Source organism: Ornithinimicrobium sufpigmenti (assembly GCF_004322775.1).
In the GTDB taxonomy this organism is placed as follows: domain Bacteria; phylum Actinomycetota; class Actinomycetes; order Actinomycetales; family Dermatophilaceae; genus Ornithinicoccus; species Ornithinicoccus sufpigmenti.
The window spans coordinates 2,945,745-2,967,520 of sequence record NZ_CP036403.1 but is presented as its reverse complement, the minus strand read 5'-3'; the positions used below and the strand labels follow the sequence as shown (position 1 = coordinate 2,967,520).

The 21,776-nt window shown below is 72.5% G+C and carries 18 protein-coding genes and 1 tRNA gene; 11 read left to right on the top strand and 8 right to left on the bottom strand.

Features of this window, described 5'->3' with window-relative positions; translation table 11 throughout:
• Nucleotides 1-14: 14 nt before the first annotated feature.
• Complete coding sequence (locus ESZ52_RS13595) at nt 15-587, bottom strand: PPA1309 family protein (RefSeq protein ID WP_238154437.1); 573 nt, start codon at nt 585-587, stop codon at nt 15-17.
• Between the two features lie 342 nt (nt 588-929).
• Here ESZ52_RS13595 and ESZ52_RS13590 point away from each other — a divergent pair, with 342 nt between their 5' ends.
• The 4 genes from ESZ52_RS13590 to ESZ52_RS13575 all read left to right on the top strand — a co-directional run bounded on the left by ESZ52_RS13590 (nt 930) and on the right by ESZ52_RS13575 (nt 6,929).
• Entirely contained in the window at nt 930-3,908 is a 2,979-nt protein-coding gene (locus tag ESZ52_RS13590) for a UPF0182 family membrane protein (protein ID WP_238154436.1), read from the top strand.
• A gap of 97 nt (nt 3,909-4,005) precedes the next feature.
• Nucleotides 4,006-4,079 (top strand) — tRNA-Met (locus ESZ52_RS13585).
• A 181-nt stretch (nt 4,080-4,260) separates the two neighbouring features.
• A complete protein-coding gene (locus tag ESZ52_RS13580) occupies nt 4,261-5,532 on the top strand; it encodes a M16 family metallopeptidase (protein WP_131105401.1) in 1,272 nt (423 codons plus the stop codon).
• Nucleotides 5,529-6,929 carry a M16 family metallopeptidase gene (locus tag ESZ52_RS13575; protein WP_131105400.1) on the top strand — a complete coding sequence of 467 codons (1,401 nt, stop codon included), beginning with the start codon at nt 5,529-5,531 and terminating at the stop codon, nt 6,927-6,929. Before ESZ52_RS13580 ends, ESZ52_RS13575 begins: the two co-directional genes overlap by 4 nt.
• A gap of 4 nt (nt 6,930-6,933) precedes the next feature.
• On the opposite strand, the gene ESZ52_RS13570 is transcribed toward ESZ52_RS13575, so the two are convergent.
• The 6 genes from ESZ52_RS13570 to ESZ52_RS13545 are packed head-to-tail and all read right to left on the bottom strand — an operon-like array spanning nt 6,934 to nt 13,205.
• Complete coding sequence (locus ESZ52_RS13570; RefSeq protein WP_131105399.1) at nt 6,934-7,761, bottom strand: inositol monophosphatase family protein; 828 nt, start codon at nt 7,759-7,761, stop codon at nt 6,934-6,936.
• 28 nt (nt 7,762-7,789) lie between these two features.
• Nucleotides 7,790-8,809: a ribosome small subunit-dependent GTPase A gene (rsgA, locus tag ESZ52_RS13565; RefSeq protein ID WP_238154435.1), complete on the bottom strand. Its 1,020-nt coding sequence runs from the start codon at nt 8,807-8,809 to the stop codon at nt 7,790-7,792.
• Nucleotides 8,806-10,257, bottom strand: coding sequence for a 3-phosphoshikimate 1-carboxyvinyltransferase (gene aroA / locus ESZ52_RS13560; protein WP_131105397.1), 1,452 nt, complete (start codon nt 10,255-10,257; stop codon nt 8,806-8,808). The genes rsgA and aroA overlap by 4 nt, the downstream gene beginning before the upstream one ends.
• Entirely contained in the window at nt 10,254-11,114 is an 861-nt protein-coding gene (locus ESZ52_RS13555) for an alpha/beta hydrolase family protein (protein ID WP_131105396.1), read from the bottom strand. The genes aroA and ESZ52_RS13555 overlap by 4 nt, the downstream gene beginning before the upstream one ends.
• Nucleotides 11,111-11,953 (bottom strand): SOS response-associated peptidase, encoded by an 843-nt coding sequence (locus ESZ52_RS13550; protein ID WP_131105395.1) that lies wholly within the window; start codon nt 11,951-11,953, stop codon nt 11,111-11,113. Before ESZ52_RS13550 ends, ESZ52_RS13555 begins: the two co-directional genes overlap by 4 nt.
• A 7-nt stretch (nt 11,954-11,960) precedes the next feature.
• A complete protein-coding gene (locus ESZ52_RS13545) occupies nt 11,961-13,205 on the bottom strand; it encodes a pyridoxal phosphate-dependent aminotransferase (protein WP_131105394.1) in 1,245 nt (414 codons plus the stop codon).
• 257 nt (nt 13,206-13,462) lie between these two features.
• Here ESZ52_RS13545 and ESZ52_RS13540 point away from each other — a divergent pair, with 257 nt between their 5' ends.
• Together ESZ52_RS13540 and rsrA are read left to right on the top strand one after the other, a co-directional pair.
• A complete protein-coding gene (locus tag ESZ52_RS13540) occupies nt 13,463-14,125 on the top strand; it encodes a sigma-70 family RNA polymerase sigma factor (RefSeq protein ID WP_131105393.1) in 663 nt (220 codons plus the stop codon).
• Nucleotides 14,122-14,403 (top strand): mycothiol system anti-sigma-R factor, encoded by a 282-nt coding sequence (rsrA, locus tag ESZ52_RS13535; protein WP_131105392.1) that lies wholly within the window; start codon nt 14,122-14,124, stop codon nt 14,401-14,403. The genes ESZ52_RS13540 and rsrA overlap by 4 nt, the downstream gene beginning before the upstream one ends.
• A 106-nt stretch (nt 14,404-14,509) precedes the next feature.
• Here the strand turns inward: rsrA and ESZ52_RS20130 are convergent, their stop codons facing one another.
• Nucleotides 14,510-14,584: a 50S ribosomal protein bL37 gene (locus tag ESZ52_RS20130; RefSeq protein WP_425600054.1), complete on the bottom strand. Its 75-nt coding sequence runs from the start codon at nt 14,582-14,584 to the stop codon at nt 14,510-14,512.
• Between the two features lie 423 nt (nt 14,585-15,007).
• On the opposite strand from ESZ52_RS20130, the gene ESZ52_RS19505 reads away from it, so the two are divergent.
• Genes ESZ52_RS19505 through tsaD form a run of 5 tightly spaced genes read left to right on the top strand, consistent with a single transcriptional unit; the run spans nt 15,008 to nt 19,781 of the window.
• Nucleotides 15,008-16,309, top strand: a complete 1,302-nt coding sequence (locus ESZ52_RS19505; RefSeq protein ID WP_131105391.1) for an HD-GYP domain-containing protein — start codon at nt 15,008-15,010, stop codon at nt 16,307-16,309.
• Nucleotides 16,306-17,529, top strand: coding sequence for an HD-GYP domain-containing protein (locus tag ESZ52_RS13525; protein WP_131105390.1), 1,224 nt, complete (start codon nt 16,306-16,308; stop codon nt 17,527-17,529). Before ESZ52_RS19505 ends, ESZ52_RS13525 begins: the two co-directional genes overlap by 4 nt.
• 34 nt (nt 17,530-17,563) lie before the next feature.
• Nucleotides 17,564-18,253, top strand: coding sequence for a tRNA (adenosine(37)-N6)-threonylcarbamoyltransferase complex dimerization subunit type 1 TsaB (gene tsaB, locus ESZ52_RS13520; protein WP_202865346.1), 690 nt, complete (start codon nt 17,564-17,566; stop codon nt 18,251-18,253).
• Nucleotides 18,254-18,265: 12 nt separating this feature from the next.
• Nucleotides 18,266-18,739: a ribosomal protein S18-alanine N-acetyltransferase gene (rimI, locus tag ESZ52_RS13515; protein ID WP_238154434.1), complete on the top strand. Its 474-nt coding sequence runs from the start codon at nt 18,266-18,268 to the stop codon at nt 18,737-18,739.
• The gene (gene tsaD / locus ESZ52_RS13510; RefSeq protein WP_131105389.1) at nt 18,732-19,781 is read left to right on the top strand and encodes a tRNA (adenosine(37)-N6)-threonylcarbamoyltransferase complex transferase subunit TsaD; all 1,050 of its coding nucleotides are present in this window, start codon (nt 18,732-18,734) and stop codon (nt 19,779-19,781) included. Before rimI ends, tsaD begins: the two co-directional genes overlap by 8 nt.
• Nucleotides 19,782-21,776: the final 1,995 nt, after the last annotated feature.

The window sequence follows — 21,776 nt, the reverse complement described above, 5'->3', positions numbered from 1 at the left end:
GAGGACCCGGCCGGTCAGTCCCGCAGGGTCATCGCCAGCGCGTGCGTCAGCCCCGGGGCGATGTCCTGTCCGACCGCCACCGCGTCGTCGCTGTCGTGGTCGCGCTGGCGCAGCAGGCAGATGCTGCGGCCGTCCCGGAGGCAGGCCGCGAGCAGCCGGACGTCCTTGCGGTCCGGGTGCGCCGCCAGCCGGTCCGTCGCCGCGTCCGGCTCCTCCGGGAGATCCTGCTCGGCCTCCGGCGGCACGACGATCCGCTCGACGGCCATGGCGACGCCCTCGACGTCCTCGGGCCAGGCCATCCGGCCCAGCAACGACTCCAGGTCCGAGGTGGGCGGCAGCCCTTCCTGCTCCACCGCCGTGTAGCCGTCGTCGTCGGCCTGCTGCAGCTGGGACGCCATGCTGGGCTCACGCTCGCGCAGCAGCCCGGTCCGCACCAGGGCGAACAGGCGGGGTGGTTGGTCCCACCCGAGCCGGGCCACGTGCCGCTCGGTGTCGACGGCCGCCCTCAGCAGCGCATCCTGCGGCCGAGAGGACCCAGGGCTGGACGAGGACTGCGAGGACTGCGAGGACTCTGGAAGGTCGGTCACCCGTCCATGGTCCCACTCAGCCCGTTGGTCGGGACGTCAAGGTTCGACGGTTAGGCTGAAAGCGTGAGTGATCGCGACCCTGACCCCAGCCCCGACCCGGACGACCCCATCGGCGACTCCACGCCTCGGTCCGGCGGACCGAGCGGCGGCCCTGGGGCGGGTGGGGCCAGCGCGAGCGGCCCCGGGGGAGCGCGTGGCCCCGGTGGGGCAGGCGGCCCAGGGCGCCCCGGTGGTGGCGGTCCTTCCGGGCCGCGACGCCCGGGTGGTCCTGGCGGTCCTGGCCGGCCCGGGGCCCCCGGCCGGCGCGGGTCGCGCAACCGGCTCATCCCGACCCTGGTGGTCGTGGCTGTCGTCCTGGGGCTGCTGACCTGGGGCGCCACCTTGTGGACCGAGTTCCTCTGGTACGAGACCGTCGGCTTCCGCGAGGTGCTCGTCACCCGCCTGGTGACCCAGGTTTCGCTCTTCCTCATCGCGGGCCTGTTCACCGCGGCCCTCATCTGGTCCGCACTGTGGCTGGCCTGGCGACACCGGCCCATCTACGCACCGAGCACTCCCGAGCAGGCGGCGCTGGACCGCTACCGCAGCGCGCTGGACCCCGTGCGCAAGCTGGTCTTCGTCGCGGTGCCCACCGTGCTCGCCCTCTTCGTCGGCACGGCCGCGGCGTCCCAGTGGCAGACCGTCCTGCTCTTCCTCAACCGTCAGCCGTTCGGCGAGGTCGACCCGCACTTCGAGATCGACATCGGGTTCTTCGTCTTCAGCCTGCCGTTCTGGCAGATGCTGGTGTCCTTCGCGACGTTGGTACTGGGGCTGAGCCTCATCGGGGCCCTGCTCACCCACTACATCTACGGCGGCCTGCAGCTGCAGGGCCAGCCGCGGGGCTCGCGCACCACGAAGGCCGCCCGGATCCACCTGTCGGTGCTGCTGGCGCTGCTGCTGCTGGTCCGTGCAGGCGGCTACTGGATCGAGCGCTACTCACTGTCGATGACCCAGCACGCGCGGATCACGGGTATGACGTACACCGACGTCAACGCCGTCCTGCCCACCCGCACCATCCTGGCCGTCGCGGCCATCCTCGTGGCCCTGTTCTTCCTGTCCACGATCTGGAGCAAGACCTGGCGCCTGCCGATCGTGGGGCTGGTGGGCCTGGTGGTCGTCGCGCTGCTCCTCGGTGGTCTCTACCCCTCGCTGGTGCAGTCCCTGAGGGTTCGGCCCTCGGAGGCGCAGCTGGAGGCGACCTACATCCAGCGGGCGATCGAAAGCACCCGGGCCGCCTACGGTCTGGACGACGTGGAGAGCGTCGACTACGACCCGCGGGTCGAGGTCGAACCCGGCCAGCTGAGGGCTGACGCGGACACCATCCCCGGGATCCGCATCGTCGACCCCTCGGTGGTCTCGCCGACCTTCCGCCAGCTGCAGGGCGTGCGCAACTACTACCAGTTCTCCGACGCCCTCGACGTAGCCAGCTACGAGGTGGACGGGGAGGCCGTCGACACGGTCATCGCCCTGCGTGAGCTGAACCTGGACGGCATCCCGGCCGACCAGCGCAACTGGGTCAACGACCACACCGTCTACACCCACGGCTTCGGCGTCGTCGCCGCCTACGGCAACCGGCGCTCGGCGGAGGGCGAGCCGATCTTCTACGAGCGGAACATCCCGCCGGTCGGCGAGCTGGGTGACTACGAGCCGCGCATCTACTTCGGCGAGAACTCCCCGCCGTACTCGATCGTGGGCGGTCCGGAGGACGGCCCCGACCGGGAGCTGGACTACCCGGCCAGCGGTGGCGGAGCCGGGACCGGCGAGGTGCGCAACACCTATCAGGGCGACGGCGGCGTCCCCATGGGGGACATGCTCAGGCGCCTGGCGTACGCGATCAAGTACCGCGAGGTCAACATCCTGCTCTCGGACTCGATCAACAGCGAGTCGCAGATGCTGGACCACCGCGAGCCCCGGGACCGGGTGGAGCGGGTGGCCCCGTGGCTGCGTCTGGACGGCAACCCCTACCCGGCGGTCGTGGACGGCAGGGTGACCTGGATCGTCGACGCCTACACCGTCTCCGACCGCTACCCCTACAGCCAGATGGAGGAGCTGGGCGAGGTCACCGAGGACTCGCTGCAGAGCGCGCAGAACATCCAGACGATCGGGCCGGGCCAGGTCAACTACATCCGCAACTCGGTCAAGGCCACGGTGGACGCCTTCGACGGCACCGTCACGCTGTACGCCTGGGACGAGGAGGACCCTCTGCTCATGGCATGGTCGCAGGCGTTCGAGAACTCGGTCCAGCCGATGAGCGAGATCAGCTCGGAGCTGATGTCGCACCTGCGCTATCCCGAGGACCTGTTCAAGGTGCAGCGGGAGATCCTGTCGCGCTACCACGTGGAGACCGCGGACGCCTTCTTCACCGGCCAGGACTTCTGGCGGACCTCGGAGGACCCGAGCGTCGGCGGGGACAACCCGCCGGACATCCCGCCGCACTACCTGTCCATCCAGATGCCGGGGGTGGACGAGCCGCAGTTCAGCCTCACCACCACCTACATCCCGCGCGGTGCCGGACGGCAGAACCTCACCGGCTACCTGGCCGTGGACGCCAACGCCGGCACCCAGGCCGGGGAGCGCCGCGAGGACTTCGGCCAGCTGCGGCTGCTGACCCTGCCCCGGGAGACCACCTTCCGCGGCCCGGGCCAGTTCCAGAACGACATCGAGTCCTCCCCGGAGAACTCCGAGGCCTTCGCCCAGACCCTGTCCCAGTTCCTGTCGCTGAACCGGCAGCAGGGCTCGGAGGTCATCCTGGGCAACCTGCTCACCCTGCCGGTCGGCGACGGGCTGCTCTACGTCGAGCCCATCTACGTCCAGGCGAGGGGTGGCTCGGCCTACCCGCTGCAGCGCGTGGTCGTGGTCGCCTTCGGCAACGAGCTGGCCTGGTCGGACACCCTGGACGGGGCGCTGGACGAGCTGTTCGGCGGTGACTCCGGCGCCACTGCCGGGGATGCCGGCGCAGCTGGCGAGCCCGGTCAGGACGCCGTCCCGGACCCGGGCGAGACGGAGGAGCCGGGTGACCCGGCCGAACCTGCCGAGCCGGCGGAGCCCGTCGACCCGGCCAGCGAGCTGGGCCAGGCGATCGCGGAGATCGAGGCGGCCTACGAGGCCGGTCAGCGGGCACTCGCCAGCGACCCGCAGGACTGGGAGGCCTACGGCGAGGCGCAGGAGCGGCTGCGCCAGGCCATCGACCGCGCGGTCGCGGCCAACCCCGCCGGCGGCTCGGTGACCGTGCCGGGCGGCACCGACGGCGGCACCGACGACGCGGGCCAGACCGAGGCTCCCTGAGGCTTCGGACTCCCGCCCGACGACGGGACCGTGCCGGGGCCCGCACCAGGATTTGGTGCGGGCCCCGGCCATGTCGTAGAGTGGGGTTTCGCAACGACGCGGGGTGGAGCAGCTCGGTAGCTCGCCGGGCTCATAACCCGGAGGTCGCAGGTTCAAATCCTGCCCCCGCTACTGGACTCGCGTCTGCGAGACGAAGGCCCGGACCGCACGGTCCGGGCCTTCGTGCATCCAAGGCCCAAGGGCATTCAAGGCCCAGGTGCATCCGAGGCCCAGGTCCATCCGAGGCCTCTGGAGCATCGCTGCTCATCCCGCCTCATCCCGGCTCGCGTCGCCGAACTAGGGTGGGGTGCCTATGTCCCTGCAGTTCCCCATCGCCCAGACGACCCTGGACAACGGCCTCCGCGTGGTCGTGAGCGAGGACCACTCGGTCCCGAACGTCTCGATGAGCCTGTGGGTCGACGTCGGGTCCAGGCACGAGCAGCCGGGCCGGACCGGGCTGGCCCATCTGTTCGAGCACCTCATGTTCGAGGGCAGCGAGCTGGTGGAGGAGGGCGAGCACATGTCGCTGCTCATGTCGCACGGCGGCCGGGCCAACGCGACCACCAGCTTCGACCGCACCGCCTACGTCCAGTCGGTCCCGACCGGAGCCCTCGAGCTGGCCCTGTGGCTGGAGGGCGACCGGCACGGTCACCTGCTGCCCGCGGTGACCCAGACCAACCTGGACGTCCAGCGCGACGTGGTCGTGGAGGAGAAGCGCCAGCGCTACGACACCGTGCCGTACGGCCAGGCCCTGGCGCACCTGTGCGCGCTGGTCTTCCCCGAGGGGCACCCCTACCACCACACCCCGATCGGCTCGATGGCCGACCTGCAGGCCGCGACCCTGGAGGACGTGCACGACTTCTACCGCGCCCACTACGGCCCGGGGACGAGCGTGCTCACGATGGTCGGCGACCTGGCCCCCGAGGACGGCTTCCGCCTCGCCGAGCGGTACCTGGGTCACCTGGTCGACGGCACCGAGCCCCGGCCGACGCTCAGAGCCCCCCTGGGCCCGTTGCCGAAGCCGTTGCGGCTGGAGCTGACCGAGGAGGTCCCCTCCGAGCGGATCTACCTCGGCTTCCGGCTGCCCGCCGTGACGCACCCGGACTTCCTGGCCTGTGCGCTGGCCCTCGACGCGCTCGCCTCGTTGTCGGTCTCGCGGCTGCACCGGCGGCTGCTGCGCGGCGAGGAGACCTCGAGCGGGTGTTCCGCCTCGGCCCTGGGCCTGCGGGACGGCACCTCCCTGGGGCTGCTCGTGGTGGACGTGACCGAGGGCGTCGACCCGCAGGCGGTCGAGCAGGCGGTGGCCGAGGAGCTGACCAGCTTCGCCCGACAGGGGCCCACCCCGGCGGAGCTCGAGGCCTCCCGGGCGGATACGGAACGGTCCTGGCTCGAGGCGCTGGCCACCCATGACGAGCGTGCCGAGCTGATCAGCCGGGCCGCGCTGATCTTCGGGGACCCCGCGCACGTCAACACCCATCTCGACCAGGTGCAGTCGGTCCCGGCCGAGCGGGTGCGTCAGGCGGCCGCCCGGTGGTTGGTGCCACAGACGGCCGCCACCCTCCTCTACCGGAAGGAGCCGGTATGAGGCGCACCGCACCGTCCCCCGCCGCGCCGCCGCGGGTCCTCGACCGCCCGGCCGTGGCGCCCCCGGGAGCATGGTCGTTCCCGCAGCCGCACGAGGTGGCCCTGCCGGGCGGGCTGCGCCTGCTCCTGGTGGACCTGCCCGGCCAGCACGTCCTCTCCCTGCGGGTGGCGTTGAGGGCACCCGTCTCGCACGAGGCTCGTGGGACCGAGGGCTCGACCCTGCTCATGGCGCGCGCGCTCGACGAGGGCACCCGGTCCCATACCGACGAGGAGCTCGCGGACCTCATGGAGCGGCACGGGATCGCCTGGGGGACCGGTGCCGGCGAGCGCGGGGTCCACCTGGGCCTGGAGGTGACCGCCCGCCACCTGGACGTGGCGCTCGAGCTCCTCACCGAGGTCCTGACGGAGCCGACCTTCCCCCAGCCGCAGGTGGCCCGCCTGGCGCGCCACCGCCTCGCCGACATCGACCATGAGCTCGCCGACCCGGGTACCAGGGCGGCGAGGGAGTTCATGGCCGCCTACTACGTCGAGCGCGACCGCCCGCACCGCCCGCTCGGCGGCACCCGGGCCTCGGTGCGGGCACTGACCCCCGAGCACCTCCAGGAACGGCATACCACCCTCTCGGCGCAGGGTGGCTGGGTCATCCTGGCCGGCGACCTGTCCGTGCTCCCCGATCCGGAGAGGTCGATCGCCCGGACCCTCGGCGGATGGTCCGGGGCCGACGTGCCGCCCGGTCCGCCGGGACCGGCGCGGCGGGCCGACGACGCGGCCGGGCTCGTCATCGTGCCGCGTCCGGGCCTGGCCCAGACCGAGCTCTACCTGGGCCGGCCGGGGCCCGACCGGCGAACTCCCCACGGCTGGGGCACCTATCAGGCGCTGGGCCTGCTCCTCGGCGGCTCGCCCCACGCCCGCATCGACCGGGTCCTGCGGGAGGAGAAGGGCTACACCTACGGCGTCCGCGCCGGTTTCCGGCCACGGGCGGCAGGAGGCCTGACGGTGGTCGGGGGAGCGGTCCGGGCGGACGCGACGGTGGCTGCGCTGACGGAGCTGCTGCAGATCCTGCAGACCCCCGGGGCAGAGCTGGAGCAGGCGGAGGTCGAGCAGGCCGCCAACTTCGTCGCGATGACCGCCCCGGGCCGCTACCTCACCGCGGACGCCGTCGCGGACGAGCTGGTGTCCCTGGTCTCCGACGAGCTGCCGACCGACACCGTCACCCGCACCATGGAGCAGCTGCGCGGTCTGACGGCGGAGCAGGCCGGGGCGGCGTGGGACGAGGTGCGCCTCGGTCCGGGCTGGACCGTCGTGGCCGTCGGTGACCCCGACGAGGTCGGTGGCGCGGCCGACCTGGGCCTGGGTCCGGTGCGCACGGCTTCCGGCCCCGGCGACGACCCGGTCTGAGGACTCAGCCGGCGGCGTCGGGGAGTGCGCCGAGCAGCTGGATGACCTCCTCGTGGAGGTGACCGTTGCTGCTCACGACCGGAAGCCCGCCGCCGAGCTGCGGGAGCTCGACCGGCGCGCCGAAGGGGTCGCTGATGCGGCCCCCGGCCTCCTGCACCAGCGGCAGCAGCGCGGCGAGCTGGAGCAGGTCGGCCCGGGCACTGAGCCCGAGGTCGATGGCACCCTCGGCCACCAGGGCGTGGCTCCAGAAGTCGCCGTAGGCCCGGGTCCGCCAGGCCCGTTCCGCCAGATGGCCGAAGCCGGCCCCGTGCGGTCCCGCCGTCCAGTCATGGACGTCGTCTGCGGAGACCGAGGCGTGCGCCAGCACGGAGGAGTCCGAGACCTGCACCTGCCGCGCGCGTGAGAGGGTGCGGCCCGTCCAGGCGCCGGTGCCGGACCCCGCCCACCAGCGGCGGGCCAGGGAGGGTGCTGCGACGAGCCCCAGGACGGGCTGGTCCTCGACCACCAGCGAGATGAGGGTGGCCCAGACGGGCAGTCCCCGCACATAGTTGGCCAGGCCGTCCACGACGTCGATGGTCCAGCACCGGTCGGCCTGCCCGGTGGGCGGCAGCCACCGGCCCTCGACCCGGTCCCGCGGGCGCGTGCGCTGCAGCTGGTGCCGGACCAGCTCCTCCAGCCGGGTCGTGGCCGAGGTGACGACGCTGCCCTCGAGGCTGGCCTCTGGTCCAGCCTGCCCGTCGAGGTCGGGGGAGCCGAAGAGGTCGAGCGCGGTGCGTTCGATCGCGTCCGCGAGGACGTGGGCGAGTCGGAGGTCGTCGTGGTAGCCGGTCACCCGCACACGGTAGCCCGGCCCTCCCGGCTCAGCCGCGATCCTCACCGGTGCGGCTGCGCAGCAGGCGACGCAGCGACTCCAGCCGTGCCGGTCCGGACGCCCCCGCGTGCCCCTCTGCCACCCACGCGTCCAGGGCGCACTCGGGCTCGTCGTGGCTGCAGCCGCGCGGGCACCCGGCGGTGCCGGGGGCCAGGTCGTCGAAGTGCTCGACGAAGCTGGCCGGATCGACGTGCCCCAGCCCGAAGGAGCGGACACCAGGGGTATCGACCACCCAGCCGCCCCCCGGCAGCTCCAGCGCCACCGCCGAGGTCGAGGTATGCCGTCCGCGCCCGGTCACGGCGTTGACCACCCCGGTGGCCCGGTGAGCGTCCGGCACCAGCGCGTTGACGAGCGTGGACTTGCCCACGCCCGAGTGGCCGACCAGCACGCTGGTCCGGCCCGTCAGCCGCTCGCGCACGGTCTCGACCGAGGCTGCCTCGAGCTGCCCGTCCGGGCCACCACGGGTGACCACCCACGGCACGTCGAGCGCCCGGTAGTGCCGCAGGAAGGTCTCCGGGTCGGCGAGGTCGGCCTTGGTCAGCACCAGGAGCGGGTCCAGCCCGGCGTCGTAGGCGGCCACCAGGCACCGGTCGACCATCCGCTCCCGGGGCTCCGGGTCGGCCAGCGCAGTGACGACGACCAGCTGGTCGGCGTTGGCCACGATCACCCGCTCCACCGTGTCGGAGTCGTCGGCACTGCGGCGCAGCACGGTCTCCCGCTCCTCGACGCGCACGATCCGGGCGAGGGCGTCCGGCTCACCCGAGGTGTCGCCGACCATCGCCACGCGGTCGCCCACGACGATGCGTGACCGGCCCAGCTCCCGGGCACGCATCGTCACGACCGTGCGGTCCTCGAGCCTGGTGGTGTAGCGGCCGCGGTCCACCCCGACGACCACCCCGACCACCGCGTCCTCGTGCGCGGGCCGGTCCTTGGTCCGGGGCCGGGTGCCCTTGCGGGAGGGACGCGTGCGCACCGACGACTCGTCGAGGTGGTCGTACCGTCCGCTCACCGCTCCCCCTCGTGCCGCGGCTCGGTACCGGCCGAACCGGTGGGGCCCGGGCCAGCCGGGCGAGGACCCGTCGAGCCGGGACCCGCCGCGCTCGCGACGGCGGCGCTCCATACCCGATCGAACCCCGGGTAGGTCTTGGCAGCGGTGGCGACGTCCTCCACCAGGACCCCGGGCACGGCCGCCCCGACGACAGCGGCGAACATCGCCATCCGGTGGTCGTGGTAGGTCTGCAGCTGTGCCGGGTGCAACGGCGCGGGCTCGATCTCCAGCCCGTCCGGCGTCTCCCGGGCCCGCGCCCCGAGGCGGGAGATCTCGGTGGCCAAGGCGGCCAGCCGGTCCGTCTCGTGACCGCGCAGGTGACCCACTCCCCGGATCGTGCTCGGCTCCTGCGCCACGGTGGCGAGCGCCGCGACGACCGGGGTCAGCTCACCAACCTCGCCCAGATCGAGGTCGACGCCGCGCAGTTGCCCGCCCGGTGCCCCTTGGGCGGTGAGCGTGCCGTCGGAGAGCTCGGTGCGGGCGCCCATGGCCTCGAGCACCTCGCGCATCCGCTCACCGGGCTGGCTGGTCGCCGGGGGCCAGCCCAGGACGCGCATCCGACCCCCCGTGACCGCCGCCAAGGCGAGGAACGGGGCAGCGGAGGACAGGTCGGGCTCCACCTCGACCTCGAAGGCCCGGACCGGGCCGGGGTGCACCTGCCAGCTGGTGGGCGTGGGTCGGTCGACGACCACCCCCACCCGGGCGAGCACCTCCAGGGTCATCTGCACGTGCGGCAGGCTGGGCAGCACGGCGCCGGTGTGCTCCAGGTGCAGCCCCGCGGGGTGCGCGCTGCCGGCCAGGAGCAGGGCGGAGACGAACTGCGAGCTGGCCGAGGCGTCGATGCGCACCCGCGGGGGCGTGGTCCCGTCCGCCCTCGCGGGATCCTGGGCGGCACCAGCCTGTCCAGGGTGGGCCGGGCGGCCTCGGCCGCGCACGGTGAACGGCAGGGTGCCGCGCCCCTCGTCGTCGACCTCCACGTCCAGGGCACGTAGCCCGTCCAGCACCGGCCCCACCGGTCGGGTGAGGGCGGAGTGGTGACCGACGAAACGGACGGGACCGTTCGCCAGCGCCGCGAGCGGGGGCACGAACCGCATCACCGTGCCGGCCTGGCCGCAGTCGACCTCGATGCCGGAGGTGAAGCTCCCCCGGGGTGGCTGCACCACCCAGCGGTCCTCCGTGGTGGTGTCGATCCCGACCCCGAGCGCACGCAGCGCCCCCACCATGTGCTCGGTGTCGCTCGAGCGCAGCGGGTGGTGCAGGGTGCACGGGCCGTCGGCGAGCGCCGCGAGGACCAGCCAACGGTTGGTCAGGGACTTGCTGCCGGGGACCCGCACCTGTCCGTCGACGGGACCGTCCGCGCAGGGCGCCGTCCAGAGCGGGGGTGTGACGGCGGGCGTCGGGGCGATCATGACGTCGGGGCTCCTGTGCGGCTGGGGGTGCGGCCCACGCTAGCAACGGGGCCCTCCGCGGGGCGGTCGCCGGACGCGGTCCGGGGTGGGCCGCCCACCACGCCTGCGTCGCGGGGCAGGTGCCGGTCCAGGAAGGTGCGGACGTGGTCAAGCAAGGCGGCCACGTCCCGGGTGGGGGAGTGGTTGCCCGGAACCTCGCGGAGGGTCAGCGTCTCGGGCAACGGGTCGCCGAGGGCCTGCCGGATCTGGTGCGGAGTCCCCATCGGGTCGCGGCCGCCCTGGACGACCAGCGTGGGGATGCCGGCAGCCAGGGGGGCAGCCAGCTCCGCGGCCCGGCTGCGCTCGGGCTTGCCGGGCGGGTGCAGGGGGAAGGCCAGCGCGACCACCGCACCTGGGGGCGGGGGCGGCCCGTCCACGCTGATGCGGCAGGCGACGCGCGCACCTGCGCTGCGTCCGGCATGCACCCACGGCCTGGGCAGGGGTATGCCGTCCGGGGCCCGCCCGCCCTGGGCGAGCGCCTCGAGCACCTCCGACCAGGCCAGGTCCAGGGTCGGTGGGGCGGTCGCCACCCTGCGGCCAGCGACCCGCCAGGGCTGGTCGAGCAGCACCACGGTCCACCCGTCGGCGGTCAGGTCCAGCAGGGCCAGGACGTCGGCGGCGTCACGCTGACCCCCGGCACCGTGGCCGACCAGCACGGTGCCCCGCTCGCGTCCGCGGTCTGCCGGGAAGACCCGGATCGCGGCCGGTCCCTGGCTGGTGGGGACGGGCTGGCTGTCCACCTCGGCCCTGGTCGCGCCCACGTCGGCCCGAGCCTTGCCGCCGTCGGACGTCGGGCGCCGCTCTCCCGACGCCGTCATCCCCCGATCACCTCGCCGGTCATCGGGTCCACGACCCCCACCAGCTCCTCGGTCGGGACGGGCTCCAGCAGCTGCGGGCCGTTGTTGCGGGTGCTCCCGACGGCCTGCCCGATGGGCCACGCCTCGAACCGGCCCGGCCCGTGGTCGGTCGCCGCCCCGAGCAGGTCCTGCACCTGGCCGGGGGAGGTCAGCCCGGGATCCAGCCAGTCCGCCCACGTGTCCGGCTCCAGCGCGAGCGGCTGACGGTCGTGGATGCGGTCCAGCCCCGGCTCGGCCGCGCGGGTGAGGACGGTGTAGGAGACGATCCAGGACAGCGGGTCCTGCGGCGGTGCCGCCGGGTCCTTCCAGAACTCGTAGAGCCCTGCCAGCGCCAGTGGTGCCCCGTCGCTGCGGGTGATGTAGAACGGCTGCTTGCGCGGCTTGCCGGCTCGGGTGGTCGCCACGGGGCTGGCCTGCCACTCGTACCAGCCGGAGATCGGCACCAGGCAGCGTCGCGCGGCGGCCGCCCTGGCGAAAGCCGGCTTCTCCAGCACGGTCTCGACCCGCGCGTTGGTCATCCGGGCGCCCACCGACGGGTCCTTGGCCCAGGACGGGACGAGGCCCCAGGTGAGCAGCCGCAGCTGACGGACGGGTATGCCGTCCGCCTCGCCCCGCGGGGCGCGGGTGAGCACGACGGGAGCCTGCTTGCTCGGGGCCATGTTGTAGTCCGGCCCCCCGGCGGGCGGGTCCTGTGGGCTCTTGAGCACGCTGCGGGACCGCTCGTCGGTCGCGTCCACCTCGACCTCGTAGGCCTCGACCAGCTCGTCCGGGTGGGCGCTGGCGGCATACCGGCCACACATCAGCAGCTCACTGCCGGTAGGAGGAGAGGAAGTTGCCCAGGCGCTCCAGGGCCGCACGCAGGTCGGCGGCCCAGGGCAGGATCACCAGCCGCAGGTGGTCCGGGGTCGGCCAGTTGAAGCCCGTGCCGTGCACGACGAGCATCTTCTCCTGCTCGAGCAGGTCCAGGCAGAGCCGGACGTCGTCATGGATCTGGTGCACCTCGGGGTCGAGGCGCGGGAAGGCGTAGAGGGCGCCCTGCGGCTTGACGCAGCTGACCCCCTCGATGGCGTTCAGCATGGACCAGGCGGTGTCACGCTGCTCGAGGAGGCGCCCGCCCGGAGCCAGCAGCGCCTCGATGCTCTGATGGCCCGAGACCGCGACCTGGATCGCGTGCTGGGCCGGCACGTTGGGGCACAGGCGGGTGGAGGCCAGCAGCTCGACGCCCTCGAGGAAACCCCGGGCGTGGGCTCGGGGGCCGGTGATCGCGACCCAGCCCGCGCGGTAGCCGGCCACGCGGTAGGTCTTGGACAGGCCGTTGAAGGTCAGGCACAGCAGGTCGGGGGCCAGGGCGGCGAGCGAGTGGTGCTGCGCGTCGTCGTAGAGGATCCGGTCGTAGATCTCGTCGGCCATGAGCAGTAGGGAGTGCTCGCGGGCGAGCTCGACCAGCTGCTGCAGCACCTCCCGTGAGTACACCGCGCCCGTCGGGTTGTTCGGGTTGATCACCACCATGGCCTTCGTGCGCGGCGTGATCTTGCTGCGGATGTCCTCGACCGAGGGGTTCCACCCGTCGGTCTCGTCGCACAGGTAGTGCACGGGCGTCCCGCCGCTCAGGCTGGTCGCGGCCGTCCACAGGGGGTAGTCCGGGGCCGGCACCAGCACCTCGTCGCCCGGGTCGAGCAGCGCCTGAAGGGTCATCATGATCAGCTCGGAGACGCCGTTGCCGAGGTAGACGGAGTCCACGTCCAGCTCGGGGAAGCCCGGCACCTCCTGGTAGCGGGAGACCACGGCGCGCCGTGCCGACAGGATCCCCCTGGACTCCGAGTAGCCCTGGGCGGTGGGCAGCGCGGCGATCATGTCCTGCAGGATCGTGTCCGGAGCCTCGAAGCCGAAGGGTGCCGGGTTGCCGATGTTGAGCTTGAGGATGCGGTGGCCCTCCGCCTCCAGCTGCGCGGCCCGGGCAGCCACCGGCCCCCGGATCTCGTAGAGGACGTTCTGCAGCCTGACCGGCTGGGTCAGCGGGCGCAGGGGGACGGTTCGGGTGCGGTCACTCACGCCCTCATCGTCGCACCGGCCCGTGGGGCAGCGCAGACGGGTCGTCGGGACACGCCGGGTGGGAAGGGCAGGTGGGGAATGCCGGTGTGGGGACAGCCGCCGGAACACCGGTCGGGAATGCCGTGCCGTGAGCGGTGCGTTGGCCCGTATGTCCGATCCCCTCTAGAGGAGGCTGAGTGCTCATCACCTCTGTGACCCCCGGCGAGCGTGCCGGCGCCAGCGCCGTCGCCGAGCATCACGGGCTAGGCTGGACGACGATGACTAGCGAAGACCCGACGCTCGAGGAGCTGGACGCCCAGGCTCAGGCAGAGGCGGACGCCATGGTCGACGTCGCGACCGAGACCCCCGAGGACCGCGCAGCCCGGTTCGAGCGGGAGGCCATGCCCCTGCTGGACCAGATGTACAGCGCAGCCCTGCGCACGACGCGCAACCCCACCGACGCCGAGGACCTCGTCCAGGAGACCTACGCCAAGGCGTTCGCCGCCTTCCACCAGTACCGTCCCGGCACCAACCTCAAGGCCTGGATGTACCGCATCCTGACCAACACCTACATCAACACCTACCGCAAGAAGCAGCGCCAGCCGCTGCAGTCGGACGCGGCGGAGATCGAGGACTACCAGCTGGCCCGCGCGGCGTCGCACAGTTCCCGGGGCCTGCGCTCGGCGGAGACCGAGGCGCTGGACCACCTGCCGGACAGCGACGTGACCCGGGCCCTGGCCTCCATCGGTGAGGACTTCCGGCTGGCCGTCTACCTGGCGGACGTCGAGGGCTTCTCCTACAAGGAGATCGCCGAGATCATGGAGACGCCGATCGGGACGGTCATGTCGCGCCTGCACCGGGGTCGCAAGCAGCTGCGCGAGCTGCTCACGGACTATGCCGTCGAGCGCGGCTTCGTCAAGGCCGAGGCGGTGCAGTCATGAGCACCCATCCTGAGCACAACGCAGCGGGCACCCACTGCGCCGACGTGGTCCTGCGCCTGTTCGAGTTCGTCGACGACGAGACCGAGCCGCTGGACCGTGACCGCATCCAGGCCCACCTCGACGAGTGCAGCGCCTGCCTGGCGGAGTACCAGATGGACCTGCTGCTCAAGGCCCTGGTGCGGCGGGCCTGCGCCAGGCAGTCCGCCCCCGCGGAGCTGCGCGCCCAGATCCTCACCCGGATCACCGGCGTCACCGTCGTGCGTCGCACCGACGGCTGAGGAGCGCCCCCGCTGCGCCGGCGTCCATGGCCGGACAGCACGAACACGAACGGCTCAGGGCCGACCGGATGCGGTCGGCCCTGAGCCGTTCTGCTGCGCCGGTCGGTCAGGCGTTGGGGCGACGACCGTGGTTGGCAGAGCTCTTCTTGCGTGCACGACGCTTGCGGCCACGCTTGCTCATGGTCCCTCCTCGGGGTGTGGACAACCTCTCCATTGTCACACATCCGGCCCCCGTGTGACCTGAGACACAAAATCAGTAAAGACTTCTCCACGGGACCCTCGCGAAGATGCCAACGACTGACACTTATGAGAGTCTTAGCCCCACGTGACCGACGGACGGGCTGTCGGCACGGCTCCGTCCCTGTGGAGCAACACGAACGAGAGGATCCATCGTGTTCCAGCTGCTTGCCGACCTCTTCTCCACCGGTGTCCTCGACACCCTGTTCAGCGTTATCGAGATCATTACCTGGGAGGAGTGAGCACCCAGGTAGAACGCGGGGGCGCGGGCCGGATCGGTCCGCGCCCTTCTGCTCTGCCTGTCCTGACCCTGATCACCTGTCTGGGTGCCGTTGCGGGGGTGGCGGCCTGGGCAGGATGGATATGGGTGGGGGAGCGCGGACCACTCGACACGCGGGTGATGATCCTGCTGGTGCTGCTGGCCTATGTGGGGGTGCTGGTCCGCGAACGGGCGCTGGGGCCACACATCGGGGTGTCCGTGGTCATGGTGGTGCTCGCCGCCACGATCCCCTTGGCGGGCCCTCATGGGGCGGTCATCGTCGGCCTCACCGCCCAGCTGCTCGACTTCCGGCAGTGGCACTGGCGGAAGTGGAGCTTCAACGCGGTGATGGCGGGCACCATCGGGGGGTTGGGTGGGTGGAGCTATGTCGCGTTGGGGGGGCAACCCGGTACCCGCGACGATCTGGAGGGGCTGGCCCTCCTGGGCCAGGTTGGACTCCCGCTGCTCCTCGCCTACGGGGTCATGACGTTGACCAATGCGCTCGCAGTGGCGGCCATGTCCGCCGTGATGCGCGGCACCCGGGTGCTCGACTTTGCGATCCGCGTGCTGCGCGGAGTGGGATGGGCCTACGTCTCGCACGTCACGATCGCCTTCCTCTTCGTCGTCCTCTGGGGGCCGGCGGGACTGGGCGCAGTCGCTGCTGCCTTCGTCCTGGGACCGCTCTTCATCGCGCACTGGGCCATCGGGCGGGAGGCACAGGCGCGGCGCGAGCATCAGGAGACGGTCACGACCTTCGTGGCGGCGCTCGAGCAGTCCGATGCCTCCACGGCGGGTCACAGCGCCAGGGTCGCGGCGCTCGCGGAGGCGCTGGGCGGGGTGATCGGCATCCACGGCAAGGCCGCCGAGTCGCTCCGGTATGCCGCGTTGCTGCATGACATCGGCCTGGTCGCTGCCCGCCCGTCCCGGGACCCGGAAGACCTGGACGAGGCTGCCTACCTCACCTCGCTCAGCACCCATGCCGAGGCCGGTGTCGAGGTCCTGCGCGGCCTGGACTTCCTCGCCGACGCGACGCCCGCCATCGCCCACCACCACGAACGGTGGGACGGGCGCGGATATCCGGCAGGGTTGGCGGGGGAGGACATTCCTGAGGCCGCCCGCATCATCGCCGTCGCCGACGCCTACGACGCACTGACCGTCGCGCCGAAGAACGAGCGCCTCACGGCCGAGGAGGCGCTCCTGGAGCTGGAGGGTCGCGCAGGGACGCAGCTGGACCCGGCCGTGGTGGAGGCCTTGCGCACCCTGGCGAGCCGTCCACGGGGGCTGCCGGTGCCGGAACGGCCGGTGCCGGCACCAGATGCGCCCGTGCGTGCCCTTCCCGACCACGACCACCCACGGATCAGTGACGCTTTCGCGCAGTGGCAGCCGGAGAGCGTCGGGCGACTGCTGTGACGCTCACCGTGACGCTCGCGCTCGTCGGCCTGCTGGTGATGGTGGTGGGCGAGGCTTGGCGGATCTCCCCGTCGGACACCCTGCGTGACTCGCCCCTCACCCAGGCCACCGCCGTGGCCCTGGTCCTGGCCACCGCATGGCCCGTCACGGAAGATGCCCCCAACGCACTGATCGGACTGACCGGTCCGCTGCTGCTGGTCGTGGTCGCAGTGCTGGTGGTCGCCGTGGCGCGCAGGCAGCCACCCGACCTGACCTATCTGGCGATGCTGCTCGCCTCGACCCTCCTTGCCGGGGTGCTGGCGCGAGTACCCAGCACCGGAGGAATCACCCTCGTGGATGCAGCTGCCGAGGGGGAGGGCCGTCCGCGCATCGTGGCCCTGTTCATGCTGCTCGTGGCGATCGAGGCCATGCTGCTGCCCTTCCTCCTTGCCTCGGTCAGGCGTGCTGTGCAGACCCGCACAGCCCTGCGCCAGCAGCTGGCCGAAGATGTCGCCCGGCACGGGCCGCTCATCCTGGTCACGGCCACGACGGCCGCTGTGATGGCGAAGGCACTGCCTGTCCTCGAGGAGGCGACACTGGTCCTGTTCCTCGTCCCTCTGGTCGTTCTCCAGCTGGCGGTCGGACGGCAGCGAGAGATCAAGGCGGCGCAGGTGCAGACCGTCGGAGCGCTGGCTCGGCTCACCGACCAGGCGGGGCTGACCGCACCCGGTCACGGGGAGCGGGTGGCGGCTCTGGCCGTGCCCGTGGCCCGCGACGTGGGTGTCGACGAGCAGGACCTTCGGGACGTGGAGGCGGCGGCGCTGTTGCACGACCTGGGGCAGGTCGCCCTGACGTCCCGGATCCCCGGCGGCGCGACGATCGAGATCTCGCGGCGGGACCAGCGGGGGGTCGCGGCGGCCGGTGCGGCGATCCTGGCGAGGACGGCCCAGCTCTCCTCCTTGTCGGCCTGGGTCGCGGACGCCGGCGTCCCGCACCACCGCGCCATGGAGCGGGGTGACGTCGCGCTCCCACCTCGGGTCATTCGCGTGGTCTCTGCCTACGACGACCTGACCGGCCACCGCACCCCGTTGACCGGTGCTGTGGAACCGGTGCAGGCGCTGGACCGGCTCGTGCGCAACACGCCGCACGACTACGACCCGCAGGTGGTTCTCGCCCTCATCCGACAACTGGAGAGGCGCGGGGTCATCAGCCACCGCCAGGCGGCGGAGCTGCGCGGCTGAGGGTCTCCACAGGACCCGGCGTTAGCCTGTGCGGGTGCTGCTTGCCATCGACACCGCTACCCACGCCATCGGTGCCGCCGTCCACGACGGTCAGGCCGTGCGCGCCCGCGTCGTGCGCGAGGACGCCCGCAAGCACGCCGAGCTGCTCACCCCCGCGATAGAGGAGGTGCTACGCCAGGCCGAGGTCGGGCGCGACCAGCTCACGGCCGTCGTCTGCGGCGTCGGGCCTGGCCCCTTCACGGGTCTGCGCGTGGGCGTGGTGACCGCCCAGGTCCTGGCGCACGCTCTGGGTCTCCCCGCGCCGCAGGGCATCTGCTCCCTCGACGCCCTGGCGCACGCCGTCCGGGACCAGCACGAGGGCGAGCTGCTCGTCGCGACCGACGCCCGCCGCAAGGAGGTCTACTGGGCCCGCTACCGCGTCGAGCAGGGCCGGGCCAGCCGTCTCGACGGTCCTGGGGTGGCCCGGGCCATCGACCTACCGGACGAGCTCCGCGAGCTGCCGGTCGTCGGCCGCGGCGCACTGCTCTATCCCGACGCTCTGCCCCACCTGCTTGCCGAGGGCCCCCGCGACGTCGATCCCGGCGAGCTCGCTGACCTTGCTGTCCGGCTGCGCACCGGCGTCCACCCCGACGCCGAGAGCGCCCTGCTTCCCCCGGAGCCGCTCTACCTCCGCCGCCCCGACGCCGTGGCGCCCGTGGGTATGCCGACACCGGCCGGAGGATAGCTGGTGGGGGACGTGCGACTGCGTGAGGTGGACTGGCGGGACCTGGCCACGATGGCCGCGCTGGAGGGCGAGATCTTCCCCGACGACGCCTGGAGTGAGGCGACGATGTGGGCTGAGCTGGCCATGCGCCCGCGCCGCGCCTACCTCGTGGCCGACGATGGCGCGCAGGGTGGAGGTCTGCTGGGGTATGCCGGCCTTGACCTGGCTGGCGACGTGGCAGACGTGATGACCGTCGCAGTGGATCCTCGAGCCAGAGGTCGTGGACTGGGCAGGGCGTTGCTGACGGGCCTGCACGACCTGGCCCGTGACGCCGGCTGCGGTGCGGTCATGTTGGAGGTCCGCGCCGACAATGACTCCGCGGTAGGGCTCTACCGCGCCCACGGGTACGAGGTGGTCCGCACCCGACCGGGTTACTACCGGGACGCGGCGGGCGGCCCCGCGCGGGACGCCCTGATCATGCGCAAGGAGCTTGACGAGGATGACTGAGCACGAACCGCTGGTGCTGGGCGTGGAGAGCAGTTGCGATGAGACGGGGGTGGGCATCGTCCGCGGCCGCACGCTGTTGACCAACGCGGTCGCTAGCAGCGTTGACGAGCACGCACGCTTCGGCGGGGTGGTGCCGGAGGTGGCCAGCCGGGCACACCTGGAGGCCATGGTGCCCACCATCCAGCGCGCCTGCGACGAGGCCCGGGTCCGTCTCACCGATGTTGACGCCATCGCGGTGACGGCCGGTCCCGGGCTGGCCAGTGCGCTCGTGGTGGGCGTCGCAGCGGCCAAAGCATTGGCGCTGGCTCTCGACAAGCCGCTCTACGGGGTCAACCATCTCGCCGGACATGTCGCGGTGGACGCACTTGAGCACGGGCCGTTGCCCGAGCCACTCATCGCCCTGCTCGTCAGCGGCGGACACTCGAACCTGCTGCTGGTCCGGGACATCACCCAGGACGTGGAGTCGCTGGGCGCCACCCTGGACGACGCAGCGGGGGAGGCCTTCGACAAGGTCGCTCGAGTGCTGCAACTGCCCTACCCGGGTGGCCCGCACATCGACCGGGTCGCCACGGACGGGGACCCTCGCGCCATCGCTTTCCCGCGCGGGTTGACCTCCGGGCGAGACCTGGAACGGCATCGCTTCGACTACTCCTTCTCAGGCCTGAAGACCTCGGTGGCGCGGTGGGTCCAGCACCGTGAGGTGGCGGGCGAGCAGGTCCCGGTCGCCGACGTCGCCGCGAGCTTTCAGGAGGCGGTGGCGGACGTGCTGACCCGCAAGGCCGTCGCGGCCTGCCGGGAGCACGGGGTCGAGGACCTGCTCATAGGGGGTGGGGTCGCGGCCAACAGTCGATTGCGGGCGCTCGCCGAGGAACGCTGCGCCGCTGCGGGGATCCGGTTGAGAGTGCCGCGGCCGGCGCTGTGCACCGACAACGGCGCCATGATCGCTGCGTTGGGTGCTGAGATGGTCATGCGCGGACGGACTGCCTCAAGACTCGACCTGCCCGCCGACTCCTCCCAGTCGATCGAGCTGATCCAGGTCTGACGGAGGCCGCGTCGACGGCGTCGACCCTGCCCTGCCCCCTCCTCAGAAGGGTGGTGGGTCGTCGTCGCTGCGCTGGCTCCAGGGTGTCTGCCGGTCGTGCTCGGGGCGGTTGGGGCGGTCGGTGAGTCCCCACCGGTGGCCGCCGGGGTAGCGGGGCCTGTCCTGGTCACTGGTCGCAGGCGGTTGCCGTTGTCCGCTGCCCGGGGAAGTCTTGCCCTGGACGGCCACCCCGTCCCCGGAGGTGGTGTCACCGCCGGACGAGCCTCCTGCACGGGTATCGCCGGGCACGGCGCTGCTGGGTGGGGCGGTGCTGGGTGGGGTGGTACGGGCGAGGGCTGCTGCGGTGTCGGCGCGGTCGCGGGCGGCGGGTGCGGGGCCGGGGGTACGGCGCCCGGTGAGGGGGTCGCGGTGGGACAGGCCGATGGTGATGTCGCCCCCGAACCGGGCCAGGTGCGCTCGTCGTAGGTGTCGTCATCGCCCTCGTTCAACCGCTCCCCGGCGCCCCGGTAACACAGGGCCTGGTAGACCTCGCGGTTGATCTGGTCCGCCACGTCGTCCTCCGGGACGGTGGCGACGCGTTCGAGGGCGTCGACCATGAGGGTGACCAGCTCCCGGTAGTCATGCACCCGGGTCCGGTACACGCGGGACAGGGTGGTGGTCCAGGTGACGTCACGGTTGGCGTGCAGCACCGCGTCCCAGGCCTTGGCGGTCTTGGGGTCGTGGTGCCAGGTGTCCAACACCTGCCCATTGGTCTCCCTCGTGAGGCCGCCGGTGCCGTGCGGGATGACGTGGTCGACCTGACAGGCACCGGCGTGGTGATCACACCCCGGTGCCCGGCAGGTCACGTCGGCCGCGGCCAGCTGGGCCCGCATCGCCGCATCGAAGCTGTACGCCGTGGTCGAGCGTTCCAGGCACCGCCCGTCAGCGGGGTCGACCAGGAGCCGCACGAACGTGCTCCCCGGCGACAACGCGAGCCGCCGCACCAGGTCCGGTCCGAGGAACTTCGGCTGCTTGCCCAGCACGCGACCCACCCACGCCACCCGCGGCACCCTCCGCTGGCCCTGGTGATGGGCAGAGTCCTCCCCAGGGTCCGGACCCTGACCATGGGCGGAGTCCTTCCCGGGGTCCTGTCGGGCGGTGCGGCTGGTGTGGTCGATGTCGTGGTTGCGGGCGGCGCGGACCGAGGGCAGGCAGGCCGGGCAGCCCGGTGCGCCCGTGTGCCCAGCCGCTCCCTCAGCTTCTCCGGCCCCTCCAGCCTCTCCGGCCTCTCCGGCCTCTCCGGATCCATCGTCGGCTGCTTCGGTGGTGGTGGTGCGGTGGACGCCGGGCAGGGTGTGGGCGGTGGCGGGGTCGTGCAACGCCAACAAGGGCACGATCACCTGCAGGATCGCCGGGGGCAGGGCGGACAGGGCAGCGATGACCTGTGGTGTCCACCCGGCCGCGACCAGGTCCTGCGGCGTGGGCTGGGTCGACTTGAAGATGTCCAGGTCGGGCAGCTCGTGCGCGCCGATCGTCGCATGCCCCAACAGGGCGATCCCGATATCGTTCGCCAGCTGCGCCACGGTCCGTGCGTCGCCGGCGCCGCGGGCAGCACGGGCGGCCTTGTCCAACCGGTCCCCCAACGCCAGCACCTTCAGGGCAGTGCCGGTGAAACACACCTGCGCGGTGCCGTCCTCGTTGACCCGGACCCACATCGACCGGGCCCGGTACGCAGCCTCCCGCGCCGCCCGCGCCGCCTCCGCCGCTTCCACCGACGCCTGGTCGCCCGGGTCGGGACAGGCCGCGACCTTGGTCACCTCTCGCTCCAGCACCGTCCAGAACAGCCCATGCCCCCACGGCGCCCTCGTCACGGTCCCATCGGCCTCCAGGCGTTCGGGGACGCACGTGCCCGCCTCATCGGCCAGCATCACGCTCGCCACGTGCGCGGCGTCGGCCGCGGACAGCTTCGCCTTGTCACACGCCCGCCACAGGCCACGCACCAGGGCCCAGGTGACG

Bases quoted from the DNA above. Each gene is read 5' to 3' on its own strand.
- ESZ52_RS13575 (WP_131105400.1), top strand. From the start codon at position 5,529: ATGAGGCGCACCGCACCGTCCCCCGCCGCGCCGCCGCGGGTCCTCGAC.
- ESZ52_RS13550 (WP_131105395.1), bottom strand. From the start codon at position 11,953: ATGTGTGGCCGGTATGCCGCCAGCGCCCACCCGGACGAGCTGGTCGAG.
- ESZ52_RS13540 (WP_131105393.1), top strand. From the start codon at position 13,463: ATGACTAGCGAAGACCCGACGCTCGAGGAGCTGGACGCCCAGGCTCAG.
- rsrA (WP_131105392.1), top strand. From the start codon at position 14,122: ATGAGCACCCATCCTGAGCACAACGCAGCGGGCACCCACTGCGCCGAC.
- ESZ52_RS13555 (WP_131105396.1), bottom strand. From the start codon at position 11,114: ATGACGGCGTCGGGAGAGCGGCGCCCGACGTCCGACGGCGGCAAGGCT.
- tsaD (WP_131105389.1), top strand. From the start codon at position 18,732: ATGACTGAGCACGAACCGCTGGTGCTGGGCGTGGAGAGCAGTTGCGAT.
- ESZ52_RS13580 (WP_131105401.1), top strand. From the start codon at position 4,261: ATGTCCCTGCAGTTCCCCATCGCCCAGACGACCCTGGACAACGGCCTC.
- aroA (WP_131105397.1), bottom strand. From the start codon at position 10,257: ATGATCGCCCCGACGCCCGCCGTCACACCCCCGCTCTGGACGGCGCCC.